Below are 19845 nucleotides of genomic sequence, written 5' to 3' on the forward strand. Positions count from 1 at the left end.
TCGATCTCACTCGTTCGGCGCAGCCCCGGCCCGGTCCCGGCCGGACCGTCGCCCGTCAGCAGCCGTGCTCCGCCGGAGCGTCCGCCAGAGCGTTCAGCAGACCGCCGAGCACCTCGCGCTGATCGGTGGTCAATGGAGCCAGGATCTCCTCTGCGGCGCCGGTTCGCGCGTTGCGCAGGCGGCGCAGCGTGGCGCGGCCGGTGTCGGTCAGCTCGATCCTTATGACACGGCGGTTCGCCGGGTCGGGCACGCGGCGGACGCAGTCGGCGCTCTCCAGCCCGTCGACCAGCGTGGTCACGGCACGGGGCACCACCTCGAGGCGGGCGGCGAGGTCCGCCATCCGGGGTGGCCGCACCGCGGAGAGGTGGGCGACGGTGCGCAGCAGCCGGGACTGGGCCGGGGTGATGCCGAGCGGCTCCAGATGGCGCTTCTGGATGCGGTGGAGCCGCCGGGTCAGGCGGAGCAGCTGCTCGGCGAGCACGCCGTCGGTCGTGTCGGCGCTGTCGGTGCCGCCGCCCTGGCTGCTGTCGGTCTCGGAAGCGGTGCTCATGCTGCGGTCCTCATAATGGGAACGATATCAGGACCAGATTCATTGTGAGTATAGGTAACAATGAGCTATGCTCATTCGAGTCTCGTCACCTGTCATGAAGGAGGCCCATGCGCCCCAAAGAACTCGAGTGGGAACCCTCGAAAGAATCCCTCGACCCCCGCGGCCCCGCGCCGGACGAGCGGCCGCGCGAGCTGCGCCGCATCGTCGGTCTCTTCCGGCCCTACCGGGGCCGCCTCGCCGTCGTCGGCGTGCTCGTCGCCGCCTCCTCGCTGGTCGGAGTCGCCACCCCCTTCCTGCTGAAGGAGGTCCTCGACGTCGCGATCCCGCAGGGCCGTACCGGGCTGCTCAGCCTGCTCGCCCTCGGCATGATCGCGACCGCGGTCGTCACCAGCATCTTCGGCGTGCTCCAGACCCTGATATCCACCACGGTCGGCCAGCGCGTCATGCACGATCTGCGCACCGCCGTCTACGCGCAGCTCCAGCGGATGCCGCTGGCCTTCTTCACCCGTACGCGCACCGGTGAGGTGCAGTCCCGCATCGCCAATGACATCGGCGGCATGCAGGCCACGGTCACCTCCACGGCGACCTCCCTCGTCTCGAACGCGACGGCCGTCATCGCCTCCGTCGTCGCGATGCTCGCACTCGACTGGCGGCTCACGCTCGTCTCGCTCGCCCTGCTGCCCGTCTTCGTGTGGATCAGCCGCCGCGTCGGCGGCGAGCGCAAGAAGATCACCGCGCAGCGCCAGAAGCAGATGGCCGCGATGGCCGCGACGGTCACCGAGTCCCTGTCGGTCAGCGGCATCCTGCTCGGCCGCACGATGGGCCGCGCCGATTCGCTCACCACCTCCTTCGCGGAGGAGTCCGAGAAGCTCGTCGACCTCGAAGTGCGCTCCAGCATGGCCGGACGCTGGCGGATGTCCACCATCGGCATCGTCATGGCCGCCATGCCCGCGCTCATCTACTGGGCCGCCGGCATAGCCCTGCAGACCGGAGCCCCTTCCCTCTCGGTCGGCACCCTCGTCGCCTTCGTCACCCTCCAGCAGGGCCTGTTCCGGCCGGCCGTGAGCCTGTTGTCGACCGGCGTCCAGATCCAGACCTCCCTGGCGCTCTTCGCCCGCATCTTCGAGTACCTCGACCTGCCGGTGGACATCACCGAGCGCGAGGACCCCGTCCGCCTCGACCGCGCCAAGGGCGAGGTCCGCCTGGAGGACGTCCACTTCGCCTACGACGACAAGAGCGGCCCCACCCTGACCGGCATCGACATCACGGTCCCGGCCGGCGGTTCCCTCGCGGTGGTCGGCCCGACCGGATCCGGCAAGAGCACGCTGAGCTACCTCGTGCCCAGGCTCTACGACGTCACCGGCGGCCGCGTCGCCCTCGACGGCGTGGACGTGCGCGACCTCGACTTCGACTCGCTGGCCCGCTCCATCGGCGTGGTCTCCCAGGAGACCTACCTCTTCCACGCCTCCGTCGCCGACAACCTGCGCTTCGCCAAGCCGGACGCCACCGACCAGGAGATAGTGGAGGCGGCCCGCGCGGCCCAGATCCACGACCACATCGAGTCCCTGCCCGACGGATACGACACCCTGGTCGGCGAGCGCGGCTACCGGTTCTCCGGTGGAGAGAAGCAGCGCCTGGCCATCGCGCGCACCATCCTGCGCGACCCGCCGGTGCTGATCCTCGACGAGGCCACCAGCGCCCTGGACACCCGCACCGAGCACGCCGTGCAGCGCGCCATCGACAACCTCTCCCAGGGCCGCACCACCATCACCATCGCCCACCGCCTCTCCACCGTCCGTGACGCCGACCAGATCGTGGTGCTCGACGGAGGCCGGATTGCGGAGCGCGGCACCCACGAGGAACTGCTGCAGGCCGACGGCCGGTACGCCGCGCTCGTCCGCCGCGACCGGGAGAGTGCACTCAAGCCGGAGGCTCCGGCGTCCGGCGGGCTCCTGGGAGCCCTCGGTTCCGAGATGCGCAAGGCGGATCTGCTCAAGCCCGGGACGTTCAAGCCGGACACCCTGCGAGGCGCCGAGCCGACCCCGGTGAACGTGTGATCGTATGACCGGCGCACGGGTGAGATGTCGGAAATCCGACGGTTCCCGGGTTAGCGTGCCCGCATGCGTCATGAGAACCGGCCGCCGTCACCGCGCCGTTCCCGGCTCACCCGCCGGGGCAGGCTGGCGCTCTTCATCGGAACCGTCCTGGGACTCGGGGCAGCCCTCCTGATCCCCCTGTTCCCCGGGGAGCGGGCGCCCGAGAAGCCGCGCCAGTTGCTGATCCCCGAGGGCTGGCGGGCCGCACAGGTCTACGCCGCCATCGACCGCGAACTGAAGCTCCCGGCCGGCTCCGCCAAGGCCGCGGTCGCCACGACCGCGCTGCCCCTGCCCGCCGAGGCGAAGGGCAACCCGGAGGGGTACCTCTTCCCGGCCACCTACCCGGTGACCTCGCAGTCCACCCCGGCCTCCCTGCTCACCTACATGGTCGAGACGGCCAACAAGAGCCTCGCCACCAAGGCGGTGGCGGACGGCGGCAAGGCCCACGGGATGACCCCGTACCAGACGGCCACCCTCGCGAGCATCATCGAGGCGGAGGCCGAGTCCCGCGGGGACATGGGCAAGGTCGCCCGGGTGGTGCACAACCGGCTGGCGAAATCGATGCCGCTCCAGATGGACTCCACCATCAACTACGCGCTGAACCGTTCCACAGTGGACACCAAGCTGAGCGAGACGAAGATCGACAGCCCCTTCAACACGTACGAACGCCAGGGCCTGCCGCCCACCCCGATCGACAGTCCCGGCCTGCAGGCCATGGCGGCCGCGGTGGCCCCGACACCCGGTGACTGGCTCTTCTTCGTCACCGTGAAGCAGGGAGACACCCGCTTCTCGGCGACGTACGAGGAGCACAAGCGGCACGTGGCCGAGTTCAACCGCCTCCGCACGGCCTCCCGCACGACCTGAGGCGGCCGGGCCGCGCCGGCCCCGGAATGAGCCCGCGCCGAGCTCTGCCGACTCGTGAAGCCGGGTGCCGGCCCTCCCGGAGATCGACTGCGGGACGGTCTTCAGTGGATGCCGGCCCCGGTGCGGGTGAGCAGGCGGTGGATCTCGCGGACCGCGGCGCCGCCGGCGCGGTTGGCGCCGATGGTCGATGCCGACGGGCCGTAGCCGACCAGGTGGATCCGCTCGTCGCGGACCGCGCGGGTGCCGTCCAGCCGGATGCCGCCGCCCGGCTCGCGCAGGCGCAGCGGAGCAAGGTGGTCGATGGCGGGGCGGAAGCCGGTGGCCCACAGGATCACGTCCGCCTCCACCCGGCTGCCGTCCGACCAGGCGGCCCCCGTCCTCGTGAGGTGATCGAACATCGGCCGGCGGTCCAGGACGCCCGACTCCAGCCCGCCCCGGACCGCCTCGTTCAGGGGCAGCCCGGTGACGCTGACCACGCTCCGGGGCGGCAGCCCCTGCCGCACGCGTTCCTCCACCAGAGCCACCGCCGCACGGCCCTGCTCCTCGCCGAAGCTCCCGTCGCGGAACACCGGGGGCCGCCGGGTGACCCACGCGGTCTCCGCCGCCACCTCGGCGATCTCCAGCAGGTGCTGCACCGCCGAGGTGCCGCCGCCCACGACGATGACCCGGGCTCCGATGAACTCGCCGGGCCCGGGGTAGTTCGCGGTGTGCAGCTGGCGGCCTCGGAAGAGCTCCTGTCCCGGATAGCGCGGCCAGAACGGCCGGTCCCAGGTGCCGGTGGCGTTGATCAGTGCCCGCGCCGACCACGTCCCGGACCGGGACTCCACCAGCAGCCGGCCGTCCGCCCCGTCCCGTACGGCGGTGACGTCCACGGGCCGGCGCACGTGCAGGCCGAAGCGGTCCTCGTAGGCGGCGAAGTACTCCGCGATCACCTCGGAGGAGGGCCGCAGCGGATCGGCGCCGGTGAGTTCCATCCCGGGCAGCGCGTGCATGCCGTGGACCTTGCCGTAGGTGAGCGAGGGCCAGCGGAACTGCCAGGCGCCGCCCGGGCGGGGCGCGTGGTCCAGGACCACGTGGCCGATGCCCGCCCGCGCCAGGTGGTAGGCGCCGGACAGTCCCGCCTGTCCCGCGCCCACGACGACCACGTCCACGTCCTGCACCGCGAAATCGTTCACGGTTCTACCAACTGGCGGCGAAGCCGAGATCTTCCCGGCACCGGCACCGGCACCGGCACCGGCACCGGCCCCCGCCCCGCCCCTCGCCCCCGCCCCTCGCCCCCGGCCCCCGCCCCCGGCTCAGCCTGCGAGCAGGCCGCGCGCCGCGAGCTCCGGCGTCACCCCCTCGCCGAACCAGTACGCCTCCTCCAGGTGCGGATAGCCCGACAGCACGAAGTTCTCGATCCCGAGCGCGTGGTACTCCTCGATCCGGTCCGCCACGTCCCCGTGGCTCCCGACCAGGGCCGTACCGGCGCCCCCGCGCACCAGGCCCACCCCGGCCCACAGGTTCGGGGAGATCTCCAGCTTGTCGCGCGAGCCGCCGTGCAGGGCCAGCATCCGCTGCTGGCCGACCGACTCGCTCGCGCCCAGCGCCGCCTGAGCCGCGGCGATCGAGGCGTCGTCCAGGTCGCCGAGCAGCCGGTCCGCGGCGGCCCAGGCCTCCTTCGCCGAATCCCGCGAGATGGTGTGCAGCCGGATGCCGAACTTCACCGTCCGGCCCCGCTCCTCGGCCAGCGAACGGATCCAGTCGATCTTCTCCTTCACCTCCTGCGGCCGCTCGCCCCACGTCAGGTACACGTCCACGTGCTCGGCAGCCACCGGACCGGCCGCCGCCGGGGACCCGCCGAAGAAGATCTCCGGCAGCGGGTCCGGCGGCACCGCGGTCAGCCCGCCGCCGATCCGGTAATGGTCACCGTGGAAGTCGAAGGGCTGCCCGCCCCAGACGCCGCGCACGACCGAGAGGAACTCGGCCGTGCGCGCGTAGCGCAGATCGTGGCCGAGGTGGTCGCCGAACCGCCGCTGCTCCGCCGAGTCGCCGCCCGTCACCACGTTCAGCAGCAGCCGGCCGCGCGTGATCCGCTGGTACGTTGCCGCCATCTGCGCGGCCAGCGTCGGCGAGATCACCCCCGGCCGGAAGGCCACGAGGAACTTCAGCCGCTCGGTGTGCTGCGCGAGCGCCACCGTCGTCAGCCAGGCGTCCTCGCACCAGGTGCCGGTCGGGGTCAGCACCGCCTCGAAGCCGAGCCGCTCGGCCGCCTTGGCGATCTGTGCGAGGTACTCGATGTCGGGCTCGCGCACCCCGGCGGCGGCGTGGTTGTTGGCGTAGGCGTGCCGGTCGACCAGGGTGCGGCCGTCGCCGCCGGTCGGCAGGAACCAGTGCAGTCGTACCGTCATCAGGATTCCTTCCCGTACGTGCGGGGGTCGGTGGTGGAGGGCGGCAGGTCCCGGTTGAAGCGGGTGTCGACGAAGTCCTTGAAGACGACCTTGCCCGGGATCAGCTTCAGCTCGGTGAAGGTGTCGGCGATCTTCTGCTCGGAGGCCACGGCCGCGTCGTCCACGGCCACCGGCACCCGGGTGCCGTTGCTGCGCTTCACCGCGTCGAAGGCCACCTCGTACGGCAGCCCGGTCTCCTTCGACCAGACCTTGGCCCACTCCTCCGGGTGCTTGAACACCCAGTCCTGGGCGCGCTGGAGGCGCTGGAGGTAGTCCCCGATGGCCTTGCTCTTGGCCTCGTCGGCCAGGGCGCCGGGCGCCGCCACCTGGAAGCCGAGCCCGTTGACGACCCCCTCACCGCTGGTCAGGACGCGGGCGCCGGAGCGCAGCACCTGCGAGGTGTACGGGTCCCAGACCGCCCAGGCGTCGACCTTGCCGCTGTTGAAGGCGGCCAGCGCGTCGGCCGGCTGGAGCAGGGTGATCTGTACGTCGGCCGGGGTGAGGCCGGCCTGCTGGAGGCTCGCGATGAGCTGGAAGTGCGCCGAACTGCCCTGCGCCACCGCGACCTTCTTGCCGCGCAGGTCGGCGGGGCACTGGAGGGCGGAGTCCTTGGGTACGAGGATCGCCTCACCGGCGGAGGAGCCGTGCGTGGCGCCCACGACCGTGATCTTCGACTTGGCCGCGGCGGCGAAGACGGGCGGGGTGTTGCCGACGCCGCCGATGTCCACGGCCTTGGCGTTGACGGCCTCCAGCAGCGGGGGGCCGGAGGTGAAGGTGGACCACTTGATCTCGTAGTCCAGCTCGTCCAGTTCACCGGCGGCCTGCAGCAGCGACTCGAAACCGCCCTTCTGGTCGCCCACGTTGAGGGTGACTTTGGTGCCGCTCTTGGCGCCGTCCTTCGCGCCGGCGCCGGTGTCGGCGGCCGAACTGCCGCCGCAGGCGGTCAGGACCAGCGACAGCGGAAGCAGCGTCGCGAGCAGGGGCAGGGTGTGACGTCTCATGTCGCTTCTCTTCGATCTCTCGTACGGGAACCAGGGCAGGGGAAGCAGAGGGGGCCGGTCGGAGCTCAGCCGACGCCGAGCTCGGCCAGCAGCCGGGCGCGCAGCGCGGCGAAACCGGGGTCGCCGACCGAGCGCGGCCGCTCCAGCGCCACTTCGGTGTCGTGGGCGATGCGGCCCTCGTCCATCACGAGCACGCGGTCGGCCAGCAGCACCGCCTCGTCGACGTCGTGCGTGACCAGCAGCACCGCGCAGCCGCGCCGCTGCCACAGCTCGGCGACCAGCCGCTGGGCGTTGATCCGGGTCAGCGCGTCGAGCGCGCCGAACGGCTCGTCCAGCAGCAGCAGATCGGGTTCGCGGACCAGGGCGCGGGCCAGGGAGGCCCGCTGCGCCTCGCCGCCGGACAGGGTCTTGGGCCAGGCGTCGGTGCGGTGCTCCAGCCCGACCTCGGCCAACGCCCGCTCTGCACGCTCGCGTTCGGGGCGCCCGGGCAGGCCGAGCAGCACGTTGCGCCAGACCCGCTTCCAGGGCATCAGCCGGGGAGCCTGGAAGGCAACCGCCCGGCGCTCGGGTACCAGGACCTCGCCCTCGATCTCCCGGTCCAGGCCGGCGAGCACCCGCAGCAGCGTGGACTTCCCGCAGCCGCTGCGGCCGAGGAGCACGGTGAACTGTCCTGCCCGCAGGGTCAGATCGAGCCCGTCGATGACGGCCCGGCCGTCGAAGGACCGGGTCAGCCCCCGGACCCGTACCGCGGTATCGGCCGGCTCCGCCGTGCCGGTGGCCGTGACGGCGGTGGCGGCAGCGGTCACTGGCCGGTGAAGGTCGGTCGCCATTGCAGCAGCAGCCTTTCGAGAGCGCGGACGATGAGGTCGGCGGTGAGGCCGAGGAAGGCGTAGACGACGAGGCAGACGACGATGACGTCGGTGCGGAAGAACTCGCGGGCCTGGTTCATCAGGAACCCGATGCCGGCGTCGGCGTTGATGGACTCCCCGAACACCAGGGCGAGCCAGCCGGTGGCGAGGGAGTACCGCAGCCCGGTCATGAATCCGGCAGCGCGCCCGGCAGCACCACGTGCCGCACCAGGCCCCAGCGGCCGAGCCCCAAGGCCCCGCCCGCTTCGATGAGTTGCTCGTCGACCCCGCGGATCCCGGCGTACACGTTCAGGTACAGGTGGAAGGCCGTGCCGAGGGTGATGAGCGCGACCTTCGGCGCCTCCCCGATGCCCATCCAGATGATGAACAGCGGGATGAGACCCACCCAGGGCACCGTGCGCAGCATCTGCACGCTCGCGTCGATCAGGTCCTCGCCCAGCCGGGAGAGCCCCGACAGCGGCGCCAGCACCGTCCCCACCGTCCCGCCCAGGACGAGCCCGATCGCCACCCGCTGCAGCGACACCCCCATGGCCGCGGGCAGGGTGCCGTCCCCGATCAGGCCGGCGGCGGCGCTCGCGATGGTCGAGGGCGGAGCGAGCACATCGGCGGGCAGCCATCCGAGGCTGCTGGCCAGCTGCCACGCCGCGAGCAGGAGGAGCGGCCCGATGGTGCGCCGGGCCCAGCGGGGCGGGAGGAAGCGCACGCCCGTCGGCCCCCACGTTCGTCGCCCCCCACGCCGGTACGGAGGCGGAGTGCGGGGGTCGCGGAGCTCGGGGTGTCCGGAGCCGGGTGGATCCGGAGCAGTCGAGGACCTGAGCCGCGGAGGGCCGGGGCTCAGGGTGCGGGCGACTCAGGGGATCAGAGGCTCAGGGCGTGCGAAAGGGAGCGCGGAGCGCTCGTGTCGCAGGTGAAAGGGCGTCAGCAGCCGCGACAACACGCGGCGGAGGCCACCCGCAGCAGGTCGATGTGACCGCGCGTGGTGAGCATGACGGGACGCAACATGCGGCGAAACTTAGCCATTCGCCCGCCGCGGGTCAATGGCGTCTCGACCTCTGGAACCGCGATCTCTCCCGTCGGGACGGGATCGGTCAGGAGCCGTGCGCGCGGAGGGTGGCCAGGACCGGGTCCCGGGGCTGGAGGGTGAGTCCCGGCAGGACCCTCGCGCGGGTCGGGCCGCTGTCCAGGTGGAAGCGCTGGGCCACGACGGCCAGCACCAGGGCGGCCTCGACCAGGGCGAAGCGGGCGCCCAGGCAGGCGCGCGGGCCGCCGCCGAAGGGGAACCAGGCGTGTTCCGGAATCTTGTGTGCCGCGGTCGCGTCGGCGGACCAGCGCTCGGGGCGGAAGGCCTCCGGCTCCGGGAACCAGCGCTCGTCCCGGTGCATCGACCACGGGCTGATCCACACCGACAGGCCGGCCGGGACCGGGCGGCCGCCGAGCGTGGCGCCTTCCCCGGCCACCGCGGAGATCAGCCAGATCGGCGGGTAGATCCGCAGCGCTTCCTTGACCACCTGCTGGGTCCAGGGCAGCCGCGCGTAGTCCTCGTAGGCCGGCAGCCGGCCGCCGAGCACCCGCTCCAGCTCCTCCGTCAGCCGTTCGCGGGCCTCCGGCGCCCCCGAGAGCAGTTGCCAGGCCCAGGTCAAGGTGGTCGACGTGGTCTCGTGGCCGCCGATGTACAGGGTGATCGACTCGTCCCGCAGCTCCGTGCGCGACAGTGGCCCGCCGTCCTCGTCGCGGGCGGAGAGGAGCCTGCTGAGGAGGTCGTCCCGCTCCTCGCCGGCCGCCGAGGCCGCCTCGTGCTCCCGTATGACGTGCTCGATCTCGCGGTCGAGGACGTCCACGGCCGCGCGCATCCGGCGCCGTCCCGGAGTCTGCACCCAGGGCGGCAGGAACATCGTCACGCCCCGGAACTCGGCGCCGAGTTCGCGCTGCGCTGTGGCCATGGCCGCACTGATGGGTGCCTCCCGGCCGGCCGCATCGCTCCCGAACAGGGTGCGCACCGCGATGCGTTGGGTGAGTCCGGCCATCTCCCGGTGCACGTCGATCCGTGCGCCGTCGCTCCAGCCGGAGACCAGCGCGTCGGCGCACTCCACCATCGTGCCCGCGTACGCGCGCACTTGGCGCGGCCGCACCGAGGGCTGGACCAGTGCCCGCTTGCGCCGCCAGTCCTCGCCGGTGGCCACGACCACGCCGTTGCCCAGCAACTGCCTGAAGGCCCAGCCCAGTTCGGTCGGCTTGAACGTCGACTCCACGGCGCCGAGCAGCTCACCGGCGTGCTCCGGCAGTGAGACCAGGACGTTGCGCTGCGGGCCGAGTGCCCAGGGCACCCAGTCCCCGTACTCGTCGCGCAGCGACTCGAAGAAGGCCAGCGGATCGCGGGCGAAGGCGGGCAGGTTCCCCACCAGGGGCCAGCGGCGCGGTCCGCGCTCGGAGCCCGGGGGCGTCAGGGTGGCGGTCACCCCGGCATGGTGACAGCGCCGCCTCCAGGGCGCCAGAGCACGACGGACCCCGGGCCGCCGGAGAAGACCGCCGGGCCCGGGGCGTCCGGACGGCTCAGGCCGCCTGCGCGGCGGTGAGCCAGCTGTAGGCGCTCTCCGCGCTGAACTCCCTCTGCCCCGAGGGGAAGAGCAGCCCGGCCGCGGCGAAGGCCGGGTCGTCGGCGGTGGCCGCCACGTACGGGACCGCCACGCACCGCATGCCCGCCGCGTGCGCGGCCAGGGCGCCCGGCGCCGCGTCCTCGACGACCACGCAGTCGGCGGGGTCCGCGCCCAGCCGGCGCGCCGCCTCGAGGAACACGTCCGGGGCGGGCTTGCCCTGGGCGACCTCCTCGGCGGAGACCACCGTGGTCAGCAGGGTGTCCAGCCCGGTGCCCGACAGGACCGCGTCGATCGCCTCGAGCGAGGAGCCCGAGGCCACGGCCATCGGGACGCCTTCGGCGTGCAGCCGCCGCACGAACGCGCTCATCTCGGGGTAGGCCTCGGTGCGGGTCCGGGCGAGCTCCAGATAGGCGGCGTTCTGCTCGGCGAGCAACTGCTCGACAGGGGCGGCGATCCCGTACTCGTCCCGGAGGATCTCCAGGGTTTCCAGGGTGCCGATGCCGATGTACCGGGAGTGCTGCTCCCAGGTGAAATCGAGGACCCCATGGCGCTCCAGGGTGCGTCGCCCGGACTCGTAGTAGTTCGGCTCGCTGTCCACGAGGGTGCCGTCGAGATCGAATATGACGGAGATCATCCGTTGTGCCCGTCCTGCCGGTGCCTGTCCTGTTCCTGTCCGTACCATCTTGTCAGCATTTTTAGGGTTTCCGCGCCGCTCGTCCCACGGACTCGACCAGGGGGAGGAGCCGGTGCGCCACCCGCTCGCGCAGCGCGACCTCGGTCCGTGTGCGCACCACGCCGGGCAGCCGGATCAGCCGCTGGATCACGTCCTCCAGATGCGCGTTGTCCCGCGCGGCCACCCGGGTCAGCAGGTCCCCGCCGCCGGTGATGGAGAAGGCCTCGATGATCTCCGGTACGGAGGCCAGCGCGTCGCCGACCTCGTCCAGGTGCCCCTGCGTGACCTCGATGTGCACGAAGGCCAGGACGGGATGCCCGAGCGCGGCGGGGGAGAGCACGGGACCGGTTCCGGTGATCACCCCGGTGCGCTCCAGCCGGTCGAGCCGGGCCTGGAGGGTGCCGCGCGCGACGCCGAGGATCCGGGCGTACTCCCGGACGCTGGTGCGCGGCTGCTCGATCAGCAGGCGCAGGATCCGTGTGTCGAGCTCGTCCACCGCCATGCCGCGACTGTACCAACGCGTCCTCGTACGTCCCGGATCAAACCCCCTGTGACCTGCGGTGGCGCCGCGCTCGCCCGGGCGGCAGGGGCAGGAATCCGCTGGTCCGGGCCCGGTACGCGGCGTAGCCGGGGCGCTCCGCCATGTGCCGCTCCAGCAGCCGTTTCCCGCTGCCGCCGATCAGCAGGTACGACATCACGAGCGGGGAGACCACCGACACCGCCACCGCTCCGCCCGAGGTCCAGGCGGTCAGGGACAGCCCCCACCACACGCAGAAGTCGCCGAAGTAGTTCGGGTGCCGGGTCCAGGACCACAGGCCCCGGTCCATGATCCGTCCCCGGTTCGCGGGATCGGCCTTGAACCGGGCCAGCTGGTGGTCGCCGACCGCCTCGAAGAGCAGTCCGCACAGCCACAGCGCGGCGCCCGCCACCGCCAGGGCCCCGGGGCGCCCGGTCGCGTACGCCGCCGCCTGCACGGGCAGTGAGACCAGCCAGACCAGGCCCGCCTGGAGCAGGTAGACCATGCGCAGCGCGTACGCGTTGCGGTGGCCCGGAGCCTTGGCGAGCAGCCGCTCGTAGCGCGGGTCCTCGCCGTGCCCCCGGCCCCGCCACGCGATGTGCGCGGACAGCCGCAGGCCCCACACCACCGCCAGGGCCGCCGGCAGCGGGTGCCGGCCGCCCGACAGGGCGTACGTGGCCACCGCGACGGAGACGAAGCCCAGGCCCCAGGCCACGTCCACCCCGCGGTGCCTGTGCAGCCGGACCCCGACGGCGAAGGCGGCCAGCATGACGGCGAGGGCCGCCCCCGCCGAGACGGCCAGGTTGAGTCCGAAGGCGCCCCAGTTCACCGGGTACCACCGCCCCGGGGCGCCGCCGCCGCGCTGCCGGCGCCCTCGGCCGTCAGCAGGAACTGGTGCACGTCCAGGTAGCCCGAGGCGAACCCCGCCTCGCAGTAGGCCAGGTAGAAGGTCCACATCCGCCGGAACGCCGCGTCGAAGCCCAGCTCCGCCACCCGGTCGGCCCGCTCGGCGAAGCGCTCCCGCCACAGCCGCAGCGTCTGCGCGTAGTGGGCCCCGTAGGCCTCGGAGCGGATCACGCGCAGCCCGGTGTGCGAGCGCGCCATCTCCTCCACCACCCGCACCGACGGCAGCATGCCGCCGGGGAAGATGTACTTGTGGATCCAGGTGTACGTGTCCCTGGTGGCGAGCATCCGCTCGTGCGGCATGGTGATCGCCTGGAGCGCGACCCGCCCGCCGGGCGCCAGCAGCCGGTCCAGCGTGGCGAAGTACACCGGCCAGTACTCGGCGCCGACCGCCTCGATCATCTCGACGCTCACGATGGCGTCGTAACTCCCCTCGGCCTCCCGGTAGTCGCACAGCCGCACCTCGACGCGGTCGGACAGCCCGGCGGCCGCGATCCGGCGCAGGGCCAGCTCCCGCTGCTCCCGCGACAGGGTCAGGGTGACCACGTGCGCACCGCGCCGGGCCGCCCGGACGGCGAGCTCGCCCCAGCCCGTGCCGATCTCCAGCAGCCGGGTGCCGGGCCCGGTCCCCGCCAGGTCCAACAGCATGTCGATCTTGCGGTGCTGGGCCTCGGCGAGCTCCTCCCGGCCGGCGGGCAGGGTGCGGAACACCGCCGAGGAGTAGGTCATCGTCGGGTCGAGGAACTCGGCGAAGAGCTCGTTGGACAGGTCGTAGTGGCGTTGGATGTTGGTCCGCGAGCCGTCCGGGGTGTTGCGGTCCGAGGCCGGGTGGCGGGAGGCCCACAGGCCGCGCAGCCGCCGCAGCGGAGCCGGGACCAGCCCCGTCACGTGCCCGGCCAGCACGGTCAGGACGGCGACCGGGTCGCGCGCGTCCCACTCCCCGGCCAGGTACGACTCGCCGAAGCCGATCAGTCCCTCGGCCGCGATCCGGCGTTCGAAGGCGTCCGGGTCGTACACCGCCATCGCGGGGCCGCCCCGCCCCAGGGTCCCGTCGGGGCCCATCCGGACCTGGAGCGGCAGCCGGTCCAGGGCCCGGCGGATCAGCAGCCGCCCGACGGCGGCCCTGGCCCGGGAGCACGGCGGTACGGCCGGGGCGGCGGCGGTGGTGCTGGTGGTCGACGTGCTCACTTCAGGCCCTCCTGGGGTACGTGTCGGGGTCGCGGGCGGACCGGCAGCCCGCGCAGCCACAGCCGGACGCCGTGGTAGCGGATGCCGACGCTGACGGCGGCGGTGGACCAGGGCCGGCGCAGCGCGGCGCGCAGCAGTCCGCGGGCGCCGGCCGGGCGGCGGTCGCCGCGGACGGTCGCGGTCAGGCGGGCACCGTCCGTACCGCCGGCCAGTTGCACGGTCAGCGCGAGGCGTTCGTCCGGCTCGGGCAGCCGCATGCGGTAGTCGCCTTCCACCCCGAGGAAGGGGGAGACGTAGAACTCCTTGGGGACGGCGGTGACTTCGGCGCCGCTCCGGGTGTCCCGGGCCGTTTCCGGCGGGAGCAGGTAGCAGTGGCGTTCGCCGTAGGTGTTGTGCACCTCGGCGACCACCTGCCGCAGGGCACCGTCCGGGCCGTGACACCAGTACACGGTCAGCGGGTTGAAGACGTGACCGAACACCCGGGCGTGCGCCAGCATCGACACCCGTGAACCCGCCGGGAGTCCGGCGCCGCGCGCCACGAGGAACGCGTCCAGTCCGGCCCGGATGGAGGGGGCGCCGCCGCCGAAGTGGTCACGGGCCTCGAACCGGGCGAGCGGCCGCAACGCCCGCGGGAGGCGGGGCAGTCGGTCGAGGTCCACCAGCCACAGGTACGTCCGGTGCCGGAGCCGGTAGCTGTTCCCGCCCGACCGGACGTGCCGGACGTCGGCCAGGTAGAGACGGGGCTCCGCCGGGCCGGCCCCGCTCCGCCGGGGGCTCACCACGTCACCCCCAGCGCGGCGGCGGCCTCCACGCCCGAGCGGCAGCCGTCCTCGTGGAACCCCCACCCGTGATAGGCGCCGGCGAAGGCCGTCACCGGCCCCGACAGGGCCGGCAGGAGCCGCTGCGCCGCCACCGACTCCGTGCTGTAGACGGGGTGTTCGTACTCCATCTCGGCCAGGACCGACTCCGGCCGCACCGCGTCGCCCGCATTCAGGGTGACCACGTACGGCTCGGGCCCGTCCAGCCCCTGGAGCCGGTTCATGTCGTAGCTGACCCGTACGTGCGCATCGGCCGGCCGGCACCCCGACAGCCGGTAGTTCCAGCAGCCCCGGGCGCCGGGCGCGCGCGGCAGCACCGAGGTGTCGGTGTGCAGCACGGTCCGGTTGCGGGAGTAGCGGAAGGCGCCGAGCGCGGTGCGTTCCGCGTCCGTCGGATCGGCCAGCAGGCTCAGCGCCTGATCGGCGTGGACGGCGACGACCACCGCGTCGTAGAGGTCGGTGGCCCCGCCGGCGGTGGTGACCGACACGCCCTGCGGGGTGCGCGCGAGCGCCCGTACCGGAGCGGCCAGGTACACGGCGTCCAGCCGTTCGCGGACTCGCTCCACGTAGCGCGCCGAGCCGCCCTCGACCGTACGCCAGCTCGGCGAGCCGCCCACCGACAGCAAGCCGTGGTGCTCCAGGAACCGGAACAGGTACCGGGCCGGGTACCCGAGCGCCGTGTCCGGCGGGCAGGACCACACGGAGGCGACCAGCGGGATCGCGAAGTGCGCGGTGAAGTAGGCCCCGAAGCGGCCCCGTTCCAGGAACTCGGCCAGAGTGATCTCGCCGGAGCCGGAGCCGGAGCCGGAGCCGGAGCCGGAGCCGGAGCCGGGGCCGGAGCCGGTGTCGGCACCAGGGCTGGTGGTCGTGGCCGTGGTGGCCAGCAGGCTCCTGGCCCGCCGGTGGAACGCCGGGATCCGCGCCAGCATCCGCAGGTACTGCGGGTTCACGGCGGACCGGCGCCGGGCGAAGAGCCCGCGCGGCCCGCGCGCACCCGCGTACTCCAGCCCGCACCCCTCGCAGCGGACCGACAGGCTCATCGTCGTCGGCCGGGTGGCCACCCCCAACTCGCCGAAGAGCCGCAGCAGGTGCGGGTAGGTGCGGTCGTTGTGGACGATGAACCCCGAATCCACCGCGCGCACCACCCCGTCCGGCCCCTTGAGCTCGTGGGTGTGCGCGTGCCCGCCCAGCCGGTCGTCCGCCTCGTACAGGGTCACCTCGTGCGAGCGCGCGAGGACGTACGCCGCCGTCAGCCCCGACACGCCCCCGCCGATCACGGCCGTCCGCGGGCGCGGCGCCCCTCGCTCGGTCATCGTGTTCCTCCCTCGTCACCCCGTCACCCGGGGCACCCCGGCACCCCTTCTTCGGAGCCGAGGGGGGTCTTGGATGTGCCGTACGGGGGAATCCCGCATCCGATCCGGCGCGCCGCGGCGAATCGGAAGGAGGGGGCAGGGGTACCGAAGAGCACGGCGCTACGAGCGGAGACAGCCATGACGGGCAAGAACTGCCTGGTCACCGGGGCCAGCGGATACATCGGCGGACGCCTCGTCCCCGACCTCCTCGACGCCGGGCACCGGGTCCGCTGCCTGGCCCGCACCCCGGAAAAACTGCGCGACCACCCCTGGGCCGGGGACGTCGAGATCGTCCGGGGAGACGTCACCGACCCCCCGTCCCTCGCCGGGGCGATGACCGGCATCGACGTCGCCTACTACCTCGTGCACTCCCTCGGCACCGGATCCGGCTTCGAGGAACGCGACCGGGACGCCGCCCGGGCCTTCGCGGACGAGGCCAGCGCCGCCGGGGTCCGCCGCATCGTCTACCTCGGCGGCCTCACCCCCGCGGACCTCCCCGTCCGGAGCCTGTCACCGCACCTGCGCTCCCGCGCCGAGGTCGGTGAGGTCTTCCTCGCCGGATCCGTTCCGGCGACCGTGCTGCGCGCCGCCGTCGTCATCGGGTCCGGGTCGGCCTCCTTCGAGATGCTGCGCTACCTGACCGAACGGCTGCCCGTCATGGTCACCCCCAGCTGGGTCGGCACCCGCTGCCAGCCCATCGCCGTCCGCGACGTGCTGCGCTACCTCGTCGGCAGCGCGGGAATGGCGCCCGAGGTGAACCGGGCCTTCGACATCGGCGGGCCCGACGTGCTCACGTACGAGGAGATGATGCGCCGCTACGCCGTCGTGGCGCGGCTGCCCGCCCGCCTCATCCTGCGGGTCCCGATGCTCACCCCGAGGCTGTCCAGCCACTGGATCGGCCTGGTCACCCCCGTGCCGAGGGCGCTGGCCCGGCCGCTCGCCGAATCCCTGCGGCACGAGGTGGTCTGCGCGGAGCACGACATCGCCGTCCACGTCCCGGATCCGCCGGGCGCGCCCATCGGCTTCGACGAGGCCCTCGCACTGGCCCTCCGGCGGATCCGCGAGGCCCGGGTGACCACCCGCTGGTCCTCCGCTTCCGTCCCGGGCGCGCCGAGCGACCCGCTGCCCACCGACCCCGACTGGGCCGGCGGCAGCCTCTACACCGACTGCCGGGAGCTGACCGTCGAGGCACCGGCCGCGGCGCTGTGGCGGGTGGTGGAGGGCATCGGTGGGGAGAACGGCTGGTACTCCTTCCCGCTCGCCTGGGCCGTACGGGGCTGGCTGGACCGGCTCGTCGGCGGAGTCGGCATCCGGCGCGGCCGCCGGGACGCCGCCCGGCTGCGGGTGGGGGACTCGCTGGACTTCTGGCGGGTGGAGGCGATCGAACCGGGCCGGCTGCTGCGGCTGCGCGCCGAGATGCGGCTGCCGGGGCTGGCCTGGCTGGAACTGCACGCCGATCCGCCGTCCCCGGGGGAGACCGGATCCCGCTACCGCCAGCGGGCGCTGTTCCATCCGCACGGCCTGCTCGGCCACCTGTACTGGTGGAGCGTGTCGCCGTTCCACGCCGTCGTCTTCGGCGGCATGGCACGCAACATCGCCCGCGCGGCGGAGCGCGCGGGCGATGGCGTCGAGGGTGCGGCGTAGCCCCGTGGGCGGGGGATCAGCGGCCGGCCGAGGCCGCCCGGCGGCGCATGACGGCGAAGCCCAGGCCCGCGGCGGTCACCGCGGCCGCCGCGCCGCCCACCGCGATCGGCGACGGGCCGGAGCCCTGCTCGTACTCGGCACCGGCGGCGACGCCGCCCTTGGGCACGTCCTTGGTCTGGCCCTTGCCGGCGCCCTTGCCGGTGCCCGTACCCGTGGAGTAGTCGAAGGTGCAGCCCTTGGGGAGCTTGGGGAAGTCCTTGACGCTCGGCTCGTGACCGCCGCCCTCCATGTTCGTGCGCAGTTTCGGGGCGGGGCCGTTCGGGTCGAGGATCTCGGCGAGGAAGCCGGCGCTCGCGGGGAGCTTCGGGTGCGTGCGGTCGAGTCGCTCGGGGAGCACCTTGCCGTCACCCGCGTCCTTGAAGGAGACGGTCGGCCCGGAGGGGGCGATGGTCATCACGGCGTCGGTACCGGCGCCGATCCACGCTTCCTTGACCACCACGCACTTCGAAGGGGTCGACGTGCTGTCGGCCGAGGCGACGGCGGCCGGGGCGAGTACCGCTCCGGCGAGGAGGGTGGTGACGGCGATGGTGCGGACGGCGGTGCGGGCGGCGGTGCGGCGGGACGTGTGCAAGGACATGAACGACTCCGTGGAGTGAAGACGGCCCGGTGGGCCTGGTGGGAACGGGAGGGCCGCATGCCGCGTGCTCGGTGCGGGGTCACGAGTCGGGGCGGGCTCCTGTGACGAATCTAGAAAGCGAATGGCAGGGACGCGTCCGTTCCATGTCACAGAACTATGACAAAACGTCAGATTCCTTTCAATCGAGGGGAGTTCACGCAAACGGGCCTCATCGGGCAGCGCCACCGCATCCGCGCGGGGCAGTGCAGGTGAAGTACCTCACGACAGCCCGTCCCCACGTCCCCACTCACGCGGAGCGAACCCCATGAACGTCGCGGTGGTCCTCTACACCTCCGACCTGCGGCTGCACGACCATCCGCCGCTGCGGGCCGCCCTGTCCTCCTCGGCGCAGGTCGTGCCGCTCTTCGTGCGCGACCCGGCCGTCGCCGCCCCGCCCAACCGGCTGGCCTTCCTCGCCGACTGCCTCGCCGCCCTCGACGACGGGCTGCGCTCGCGCGGCGGCCGCCTCGTCGTACGGTCCGGCGACCCGGTCGCCGCGACCATGGCCCTCGTACGGGAGGCCGATGCCGACGAGGTGCACATGGCGGCCGGAGTCAGCGCCTACGCCCATGCCCGCGAGGAGCGGCTGCGCGAGGCCCTCGAAGCGGAGGGCAGGCGGTTCCACGTCCACGACGCCGTGATCACCGCGGTCGCCCCGGGGGCCGTCACTCCCAGCGGGTCCACCGGGTCGGACCACTTCGCCGTCTTCACGCCGTACCACCGCCGCTGGTCGGAGCACCCGCTGCGGGCCGCCGCTCCCGCGCCCCGCGCCGTCCCGGTGCCCGACGCGATCCGCTCCGAGCCCCTGCCCGAGCGCGCCGCCGTCACCGGCACCTCCCCGGGCCTCGCCCCCGGCGGGGAGTCCGAGGCGCGCCGGCTGCTGGCCCGGTGGCTGCGCTCCGGCATCGACCGCTACCCCGAGACCCACGACGACCTGGCCGGCGACGCCACCTCCCGGCTCTCCCCGCACCTGCACTTCGGCACGCTCTCGCCCACCGAGGCCGTCCACCGTGCCCGCGCGGCCGGCGGCCCCGGCGCGGAGGCCTTCGTACGGCAGTTGTGCTGGCGCGACTTCCACCACCAGGTGCTCGCGGCCAGGCCCGCGGCCGCCGCCGCGGACTACCGGGACCGCGGCGACCGCTGGCGCACCGGCCCCGACGCCGAGGAGGAGACCCGGGCCTGGAAGGAGGGCCGCACCGGCTACCCGGTCGTGGACGCGGCCATGCGCCAACTGGCCCACGAGGGCTGGATGCACAACCGCGGCCGGCTGCTGGTCGCGAGCTTCCTCACCAAGACCCTGTACGTGGACTGGCGCGTCGGAGCCCGCCACTTCATGGACCTCCTCGTCGACGGGGACCTCGCCAACAACCAGCTCAACTGGCAGTGGGTGGCGGGCACCGGCACCGACACCCGCCCCAACCGGGTGCTCAACCCGGTCCGCCAGGGCCTGCGGTACGACCCCGACGGCGGCTACGTCCACCGCTGGGTCCCCGAGCTGGCAGGACTCCCCGCACCGCGCGTGCACGAGCCCTGGCGGCTCCCCGGCCTGGAACGGGCGGGCTACGACTACCCCGACCCGCTGGTCGTCCTCGCCGACGGCCTCGACCGCTTCCGCGCGGGCCGCCCGGGATCACCGTGACCCCCCGTCCGCCCGCAGCGCCGTACGGTGGA

Annotated in this window: 17 protein-coding genes and 1 pseudogene; 4 read left to right on the top strand and 14 right to left on the bottom strand. The window is 73.3% G+C overall.

The annotated features are described in order from the left end of the window. Positions 1-55: 55 nt before the first annotated feature. The gene (locus OG898_RS26705; RefSeq protein WP_250745046.1) at positions 56-550 is read right to left on the bottom strand and encodes a MarR family winged helix-turn-helix transcriptional regulator; all 495 of its coding nucleotides are present in this window, start codon (positions 548-550) and stop codon (positions 56-58) included. Between the two features lie 107 nt (positions 551-657). Here OG898_RS26705 and OG898_RS26710 point away from each other — a divergent pair, with 107 nt between their 5' ends. Further along, the gene (locus OG898_RS26710; protein WP_266959687.1) at positions 658-2607 is read left to right on the top strand and encodes an ABC transporter ATP-binding protein; all 1950 of its coding nucleotides are present in this window, start codon (positions 658-660) and stop codon (positions 2605-2607) included. Between the two features lie 63 nt (positions 2608-2670). Beyond that, on the top strand, positions 2671-3510 hold the full coding sequence (gene mltG, locus OG898_RS26715; protein ID WP_250745048.1) for an endolytic transglycosylase MltG: 840 nt from the start codon (positions 2671-2673) through the stop codon (positions 3508-3510). Between the two features lie 101 nt (positions 3511-3611). Here mltG and OG898_RS26720 read toward each other — a convergent pair whose 3' ends face one another. The 12 genes and pseudogenes from OG898_RS26720 to OG898_RS26775 form a co-directional block, all read right to left on the bottom strand. Then, positions 3612-4685, bottom strand: a complete 1074-nt coding sequence (locus OG898_RS26720) for an NAD(P)-binding domain-containing protein (protein ID WP_266959689.1) — start codon at positions 4683-4685, stop codon at positions 3612-3614. Between the two features lie 120 nt (positions 4686-4805). Beyond that, the gene (locus tag OG898_RS26725; protein WP_266959691.1) at positions 4806-5900 is read right to left on the bottom strand and encodes an LLM class flavin-dependent oxidoreductase; all 1095 of its coding nucleotides are present in this window, start codon (positions 5898-5900) and stop codon (positions 4806-4808) included. Next, entirely contained in the window at positions 5900-6940 is a 1041-nt protein-coding gene (locus OG898_RS26730; protein WP_266959693.1) for an ABC transporter substrate-binding protein, read from the bottom strand. The genes OG898_RS26725 and OG898_RS26730 overlap by 1 nt, the downstream gene beginning before the upstream one ends. A 65-nt stretch (positions 6941-7005) precedes the next feature. After that, positions 7006-7770, bottom strand: a complete 765-nt coding sequence (locus tag OG898_RS26735) for an ABC transporter ATP-binding protein (protein WP_250745053.1) — start codon at positions 7768-7770, stop codon at positions 7006-7008. Then, a pseudogene (locus OG898_RS26740) lies at positions 7743-8512 on the bottom strand (ABC transporter permease). Before OG898_RS26740 ends, OG898_RS26735 begins: the two are co-directional and overlap by 28 nt. 385 nt (positions 8513-8897) lie before the next feature. Continuing rightward, positions 8898-10265, bottom strand: coding sequence for a cytochrome P450 (locus OG898_RS26745; protein ID WP_250745055.1), 1368 nt, complete (start codon positions 10263-10265; stop codon positions 8898-8900). A 94-nt stretch (positions 10266-10359) separates the two neighbouring features. Next, positions 10360-11037, bottom strand: coding sequence for an HAD family phosphatase (locus OG898_RS26750; protein ID WP_250745056.1), 678 nt, complete (start codon positions 11035-11037; stop codon positions 10360-10362). Between the two features lie 61 nt (positions 11038-11098). Continuing rightward, positions 11099-11578, bottom strand: coding sequence for an Lrp/AsnC family transcriptional regulator (locus OG898_RS26755; protein ID WP_249764881.1), 480 nt, complete (start codon positions 11576-11578; stop codon positions 11099-11101). A gap of 37 nt (positions 11579-11615) precedes the next feature. Beyond that, the gene (locus OG898_RS26760) at positions 11616-12362 is read right to left on the bottom strand and encodes a DUF1295 domain-containing protein (RefSeq protein ID WP_266960462.1); all 747 of its coding nucleotides are present in this window, start codon (positions 12360-12362) and stop codon (positions 11616-11618) included. A 56-nt stretch (positions 12363-12418) separates the two neighbouring features. Next, the gene (locus OG898_RS26765; RefSeq protein WP_266959696.1) at positions 12419-13684 is read right to left on the bottom strand and encodes a cyclopropane-fatty-acyl-phospholipid synthase family protein; all 1266 of its coding nucleotides are present in this window, start codon (positions 13682-13684) and stop codon (positions 12419-12421) included. After that, positions 13681-14463 (bottom strand): DUF1365 domain-containing protein, encoded by a 783-nt coding sequence (locus tag OG898_RS26770; RefSeq protein ID WP_266959698.1) that lies wholly within the window; start codon positions 14461-14463, stop codon positions 13681-13683. The genes OG898_RS26765 and OG898_RS26770 overlap by 4 nt, the downstream gene beginning before the upstream one ends. Beyond that, positions 14460-15815: an NAD(P)/FAD-dependent oxidoreductase gene (locus OG898_RS26775; protein ID WP_266959700.1), complete on the bottom strand. Its 1356-nt coding sequence runs from the start codon at positions 15813-15815 to the stop codon at positions 14460-14462. The genes OG898_RS26770 and OG898_RS26775 overlap by 4 nt, the downstream gene beginning before the upstream one ends. Positions 15816-15992: 177 nt before the next feature. Between OG898_RS26775 and OG898_RS26780 the strand changes: the two genes are divergently transcribed. After that, a complete protein-coding gene (locus OG898_RS26780) occupies positions 15993-17498 on the top strand; it encodes an SDR family oxidoreductase (protein WP_266959702.1) in 1506 nt (501 codons plus the stop codon). A gap of 16 nt (positions 17499-17514) precedes the next feature. On the opposite strand, the gene OG898_RS26785 is transcribed toward OG898_RS26780, so the two are convergent. Beyond that, entirely contained in the window at positions 17515-18135 is a 621-nt protein-coding gene (locus tag OG898_RS26785) for a hypothetical protein (RefSeq protein WP_266959704.1), read from the bottom strand. A 304-nt stretch (positions 18136-18439) separates the two neighbouring features. Between OG898_RS26785 and OG898_RS26790 the strand changes: the two genes are divergently transcribed. Next, positions 18440-19813, top strand: coding sequence for a deoxyribodipyrimidine photo-lyase (locus tag OG898_RS26790; RefSeq protein ID WP_250745062.1), 1374 nt, complete (start codon positions 18440-18442; stop codon positions 19811-19813). Positions 19814-19845 lie beyond the last annotated feature (32 nt).

Origin of the sequence: Streptomyces sp. NBC_00193 (genome assembly GCF_026342735.1) — a bacterium.
Taxonomy (GTDB): Bacteria; Actinomycetota; Actinomycetes; order Streptomycetales; family Streptomycetaceae; genus Streptomyces; species Streptomyces stoeckheimensis.

What these genes read in the sequence shown, in the direction of transcription:
- OG898_RS26705 (WP_250745046.1), bottom strand. Translation starts at nt 550, where the DNA reads ATGAGCACCGCTTCCGAGACCGACAGCAGCCAGGGCGGCGGCACCGAC.
- OG898_RS26710 (WP_266959687.1), top strand. Translation starts at nt 658, where the DNA reads ATGCGCCCCAAAGAACTCGAGTGGGAACCCTCGAAAGAATCCCTCGAC.
- mltG (WP_250745048.1), top strand. Translation starts at nt 2,671, where the DNA reads ATGCGTCATGAGAACCGGCCGCCGTCACCGCGCCGTTCCCGGCTCACC.
- OG898_RS26725 (WP_266959691.1), bottom strand. Translation starts at nt 5,900, where the DNA reads ATGACGGTACGACTGCACTGGTTCCTGCCGACCGGCGGCGACGGCCGC.
- OG898_RS26730 (WP_266959693.1), bottom strand. Translation starts at nt 6,940, where the DNA reads ATGAGACGTCACACCCTGCCCCTGCTCGCGACGCTGCTTCCGCTGTCG.
- OG898_RS26735 (WP_250745053.1), bottom strand. Translation starts at nt 7,770, where the DNA reads ATGGCGACCGACCTTCACCGGCCAGTGACCGCTGCCGCCACCGCCGTC.
- OG898_RS26750 (WP_250745056.1), bottom strand. Translation starts at nt 11,037, where the DNA reads ATGATCTCCGTCATATTCGATCTCGACGGCACCCTCGTGGACAGCGAG.
- OG898_RS26755 (WP_249764881.1), bottom strand. Translation starts at nt 11,578, where the DNA reads ATGGCGGTGGACGAGCTCGACACACGGATCCTGCGCCTGCTGATCGAG.
- OG898_RS26760 (WP_266960462.1), bottom strand. Translation starts at nt 12,362, where the DNA reads ATGCTGGCCGCCTTCGCCGTCGGGGTCCGGCTGCACAGGCACCGCGGG.
- OG898_RS26775 (WP_266959700.1), bottom strand. Translation starts at nt 15,815, where the DNA reads ATGACCGAGCGAGGGGCGCCGCGCCCGCGGACGGCCGTGATCGGCGGG.
- OG898_RS26780 (WP_266959702.1), top strand. Translation starts at nt 15,993, where the DNA reads ATGACGGGCAAGAACTGCCTGGTCACCGGGGCCAGCGGATACATCGGC.
- OG898_RS26785 (WP_266959704.1), bottom strand. Translation starts at nt 18,135, where the DNA reads ATGTCCTTGCACACGTCCCGCCGCACCGCCGCCCGCACCGCCGTCCGC.
- OG898_RS26790 (WP_250745062.1), top strand. Translation starts at nt 18,440, where the DNA reads ATGAACGTCGCGGTGGTCCTCTACACCTCCGACCTGCGGCTGCACGAC.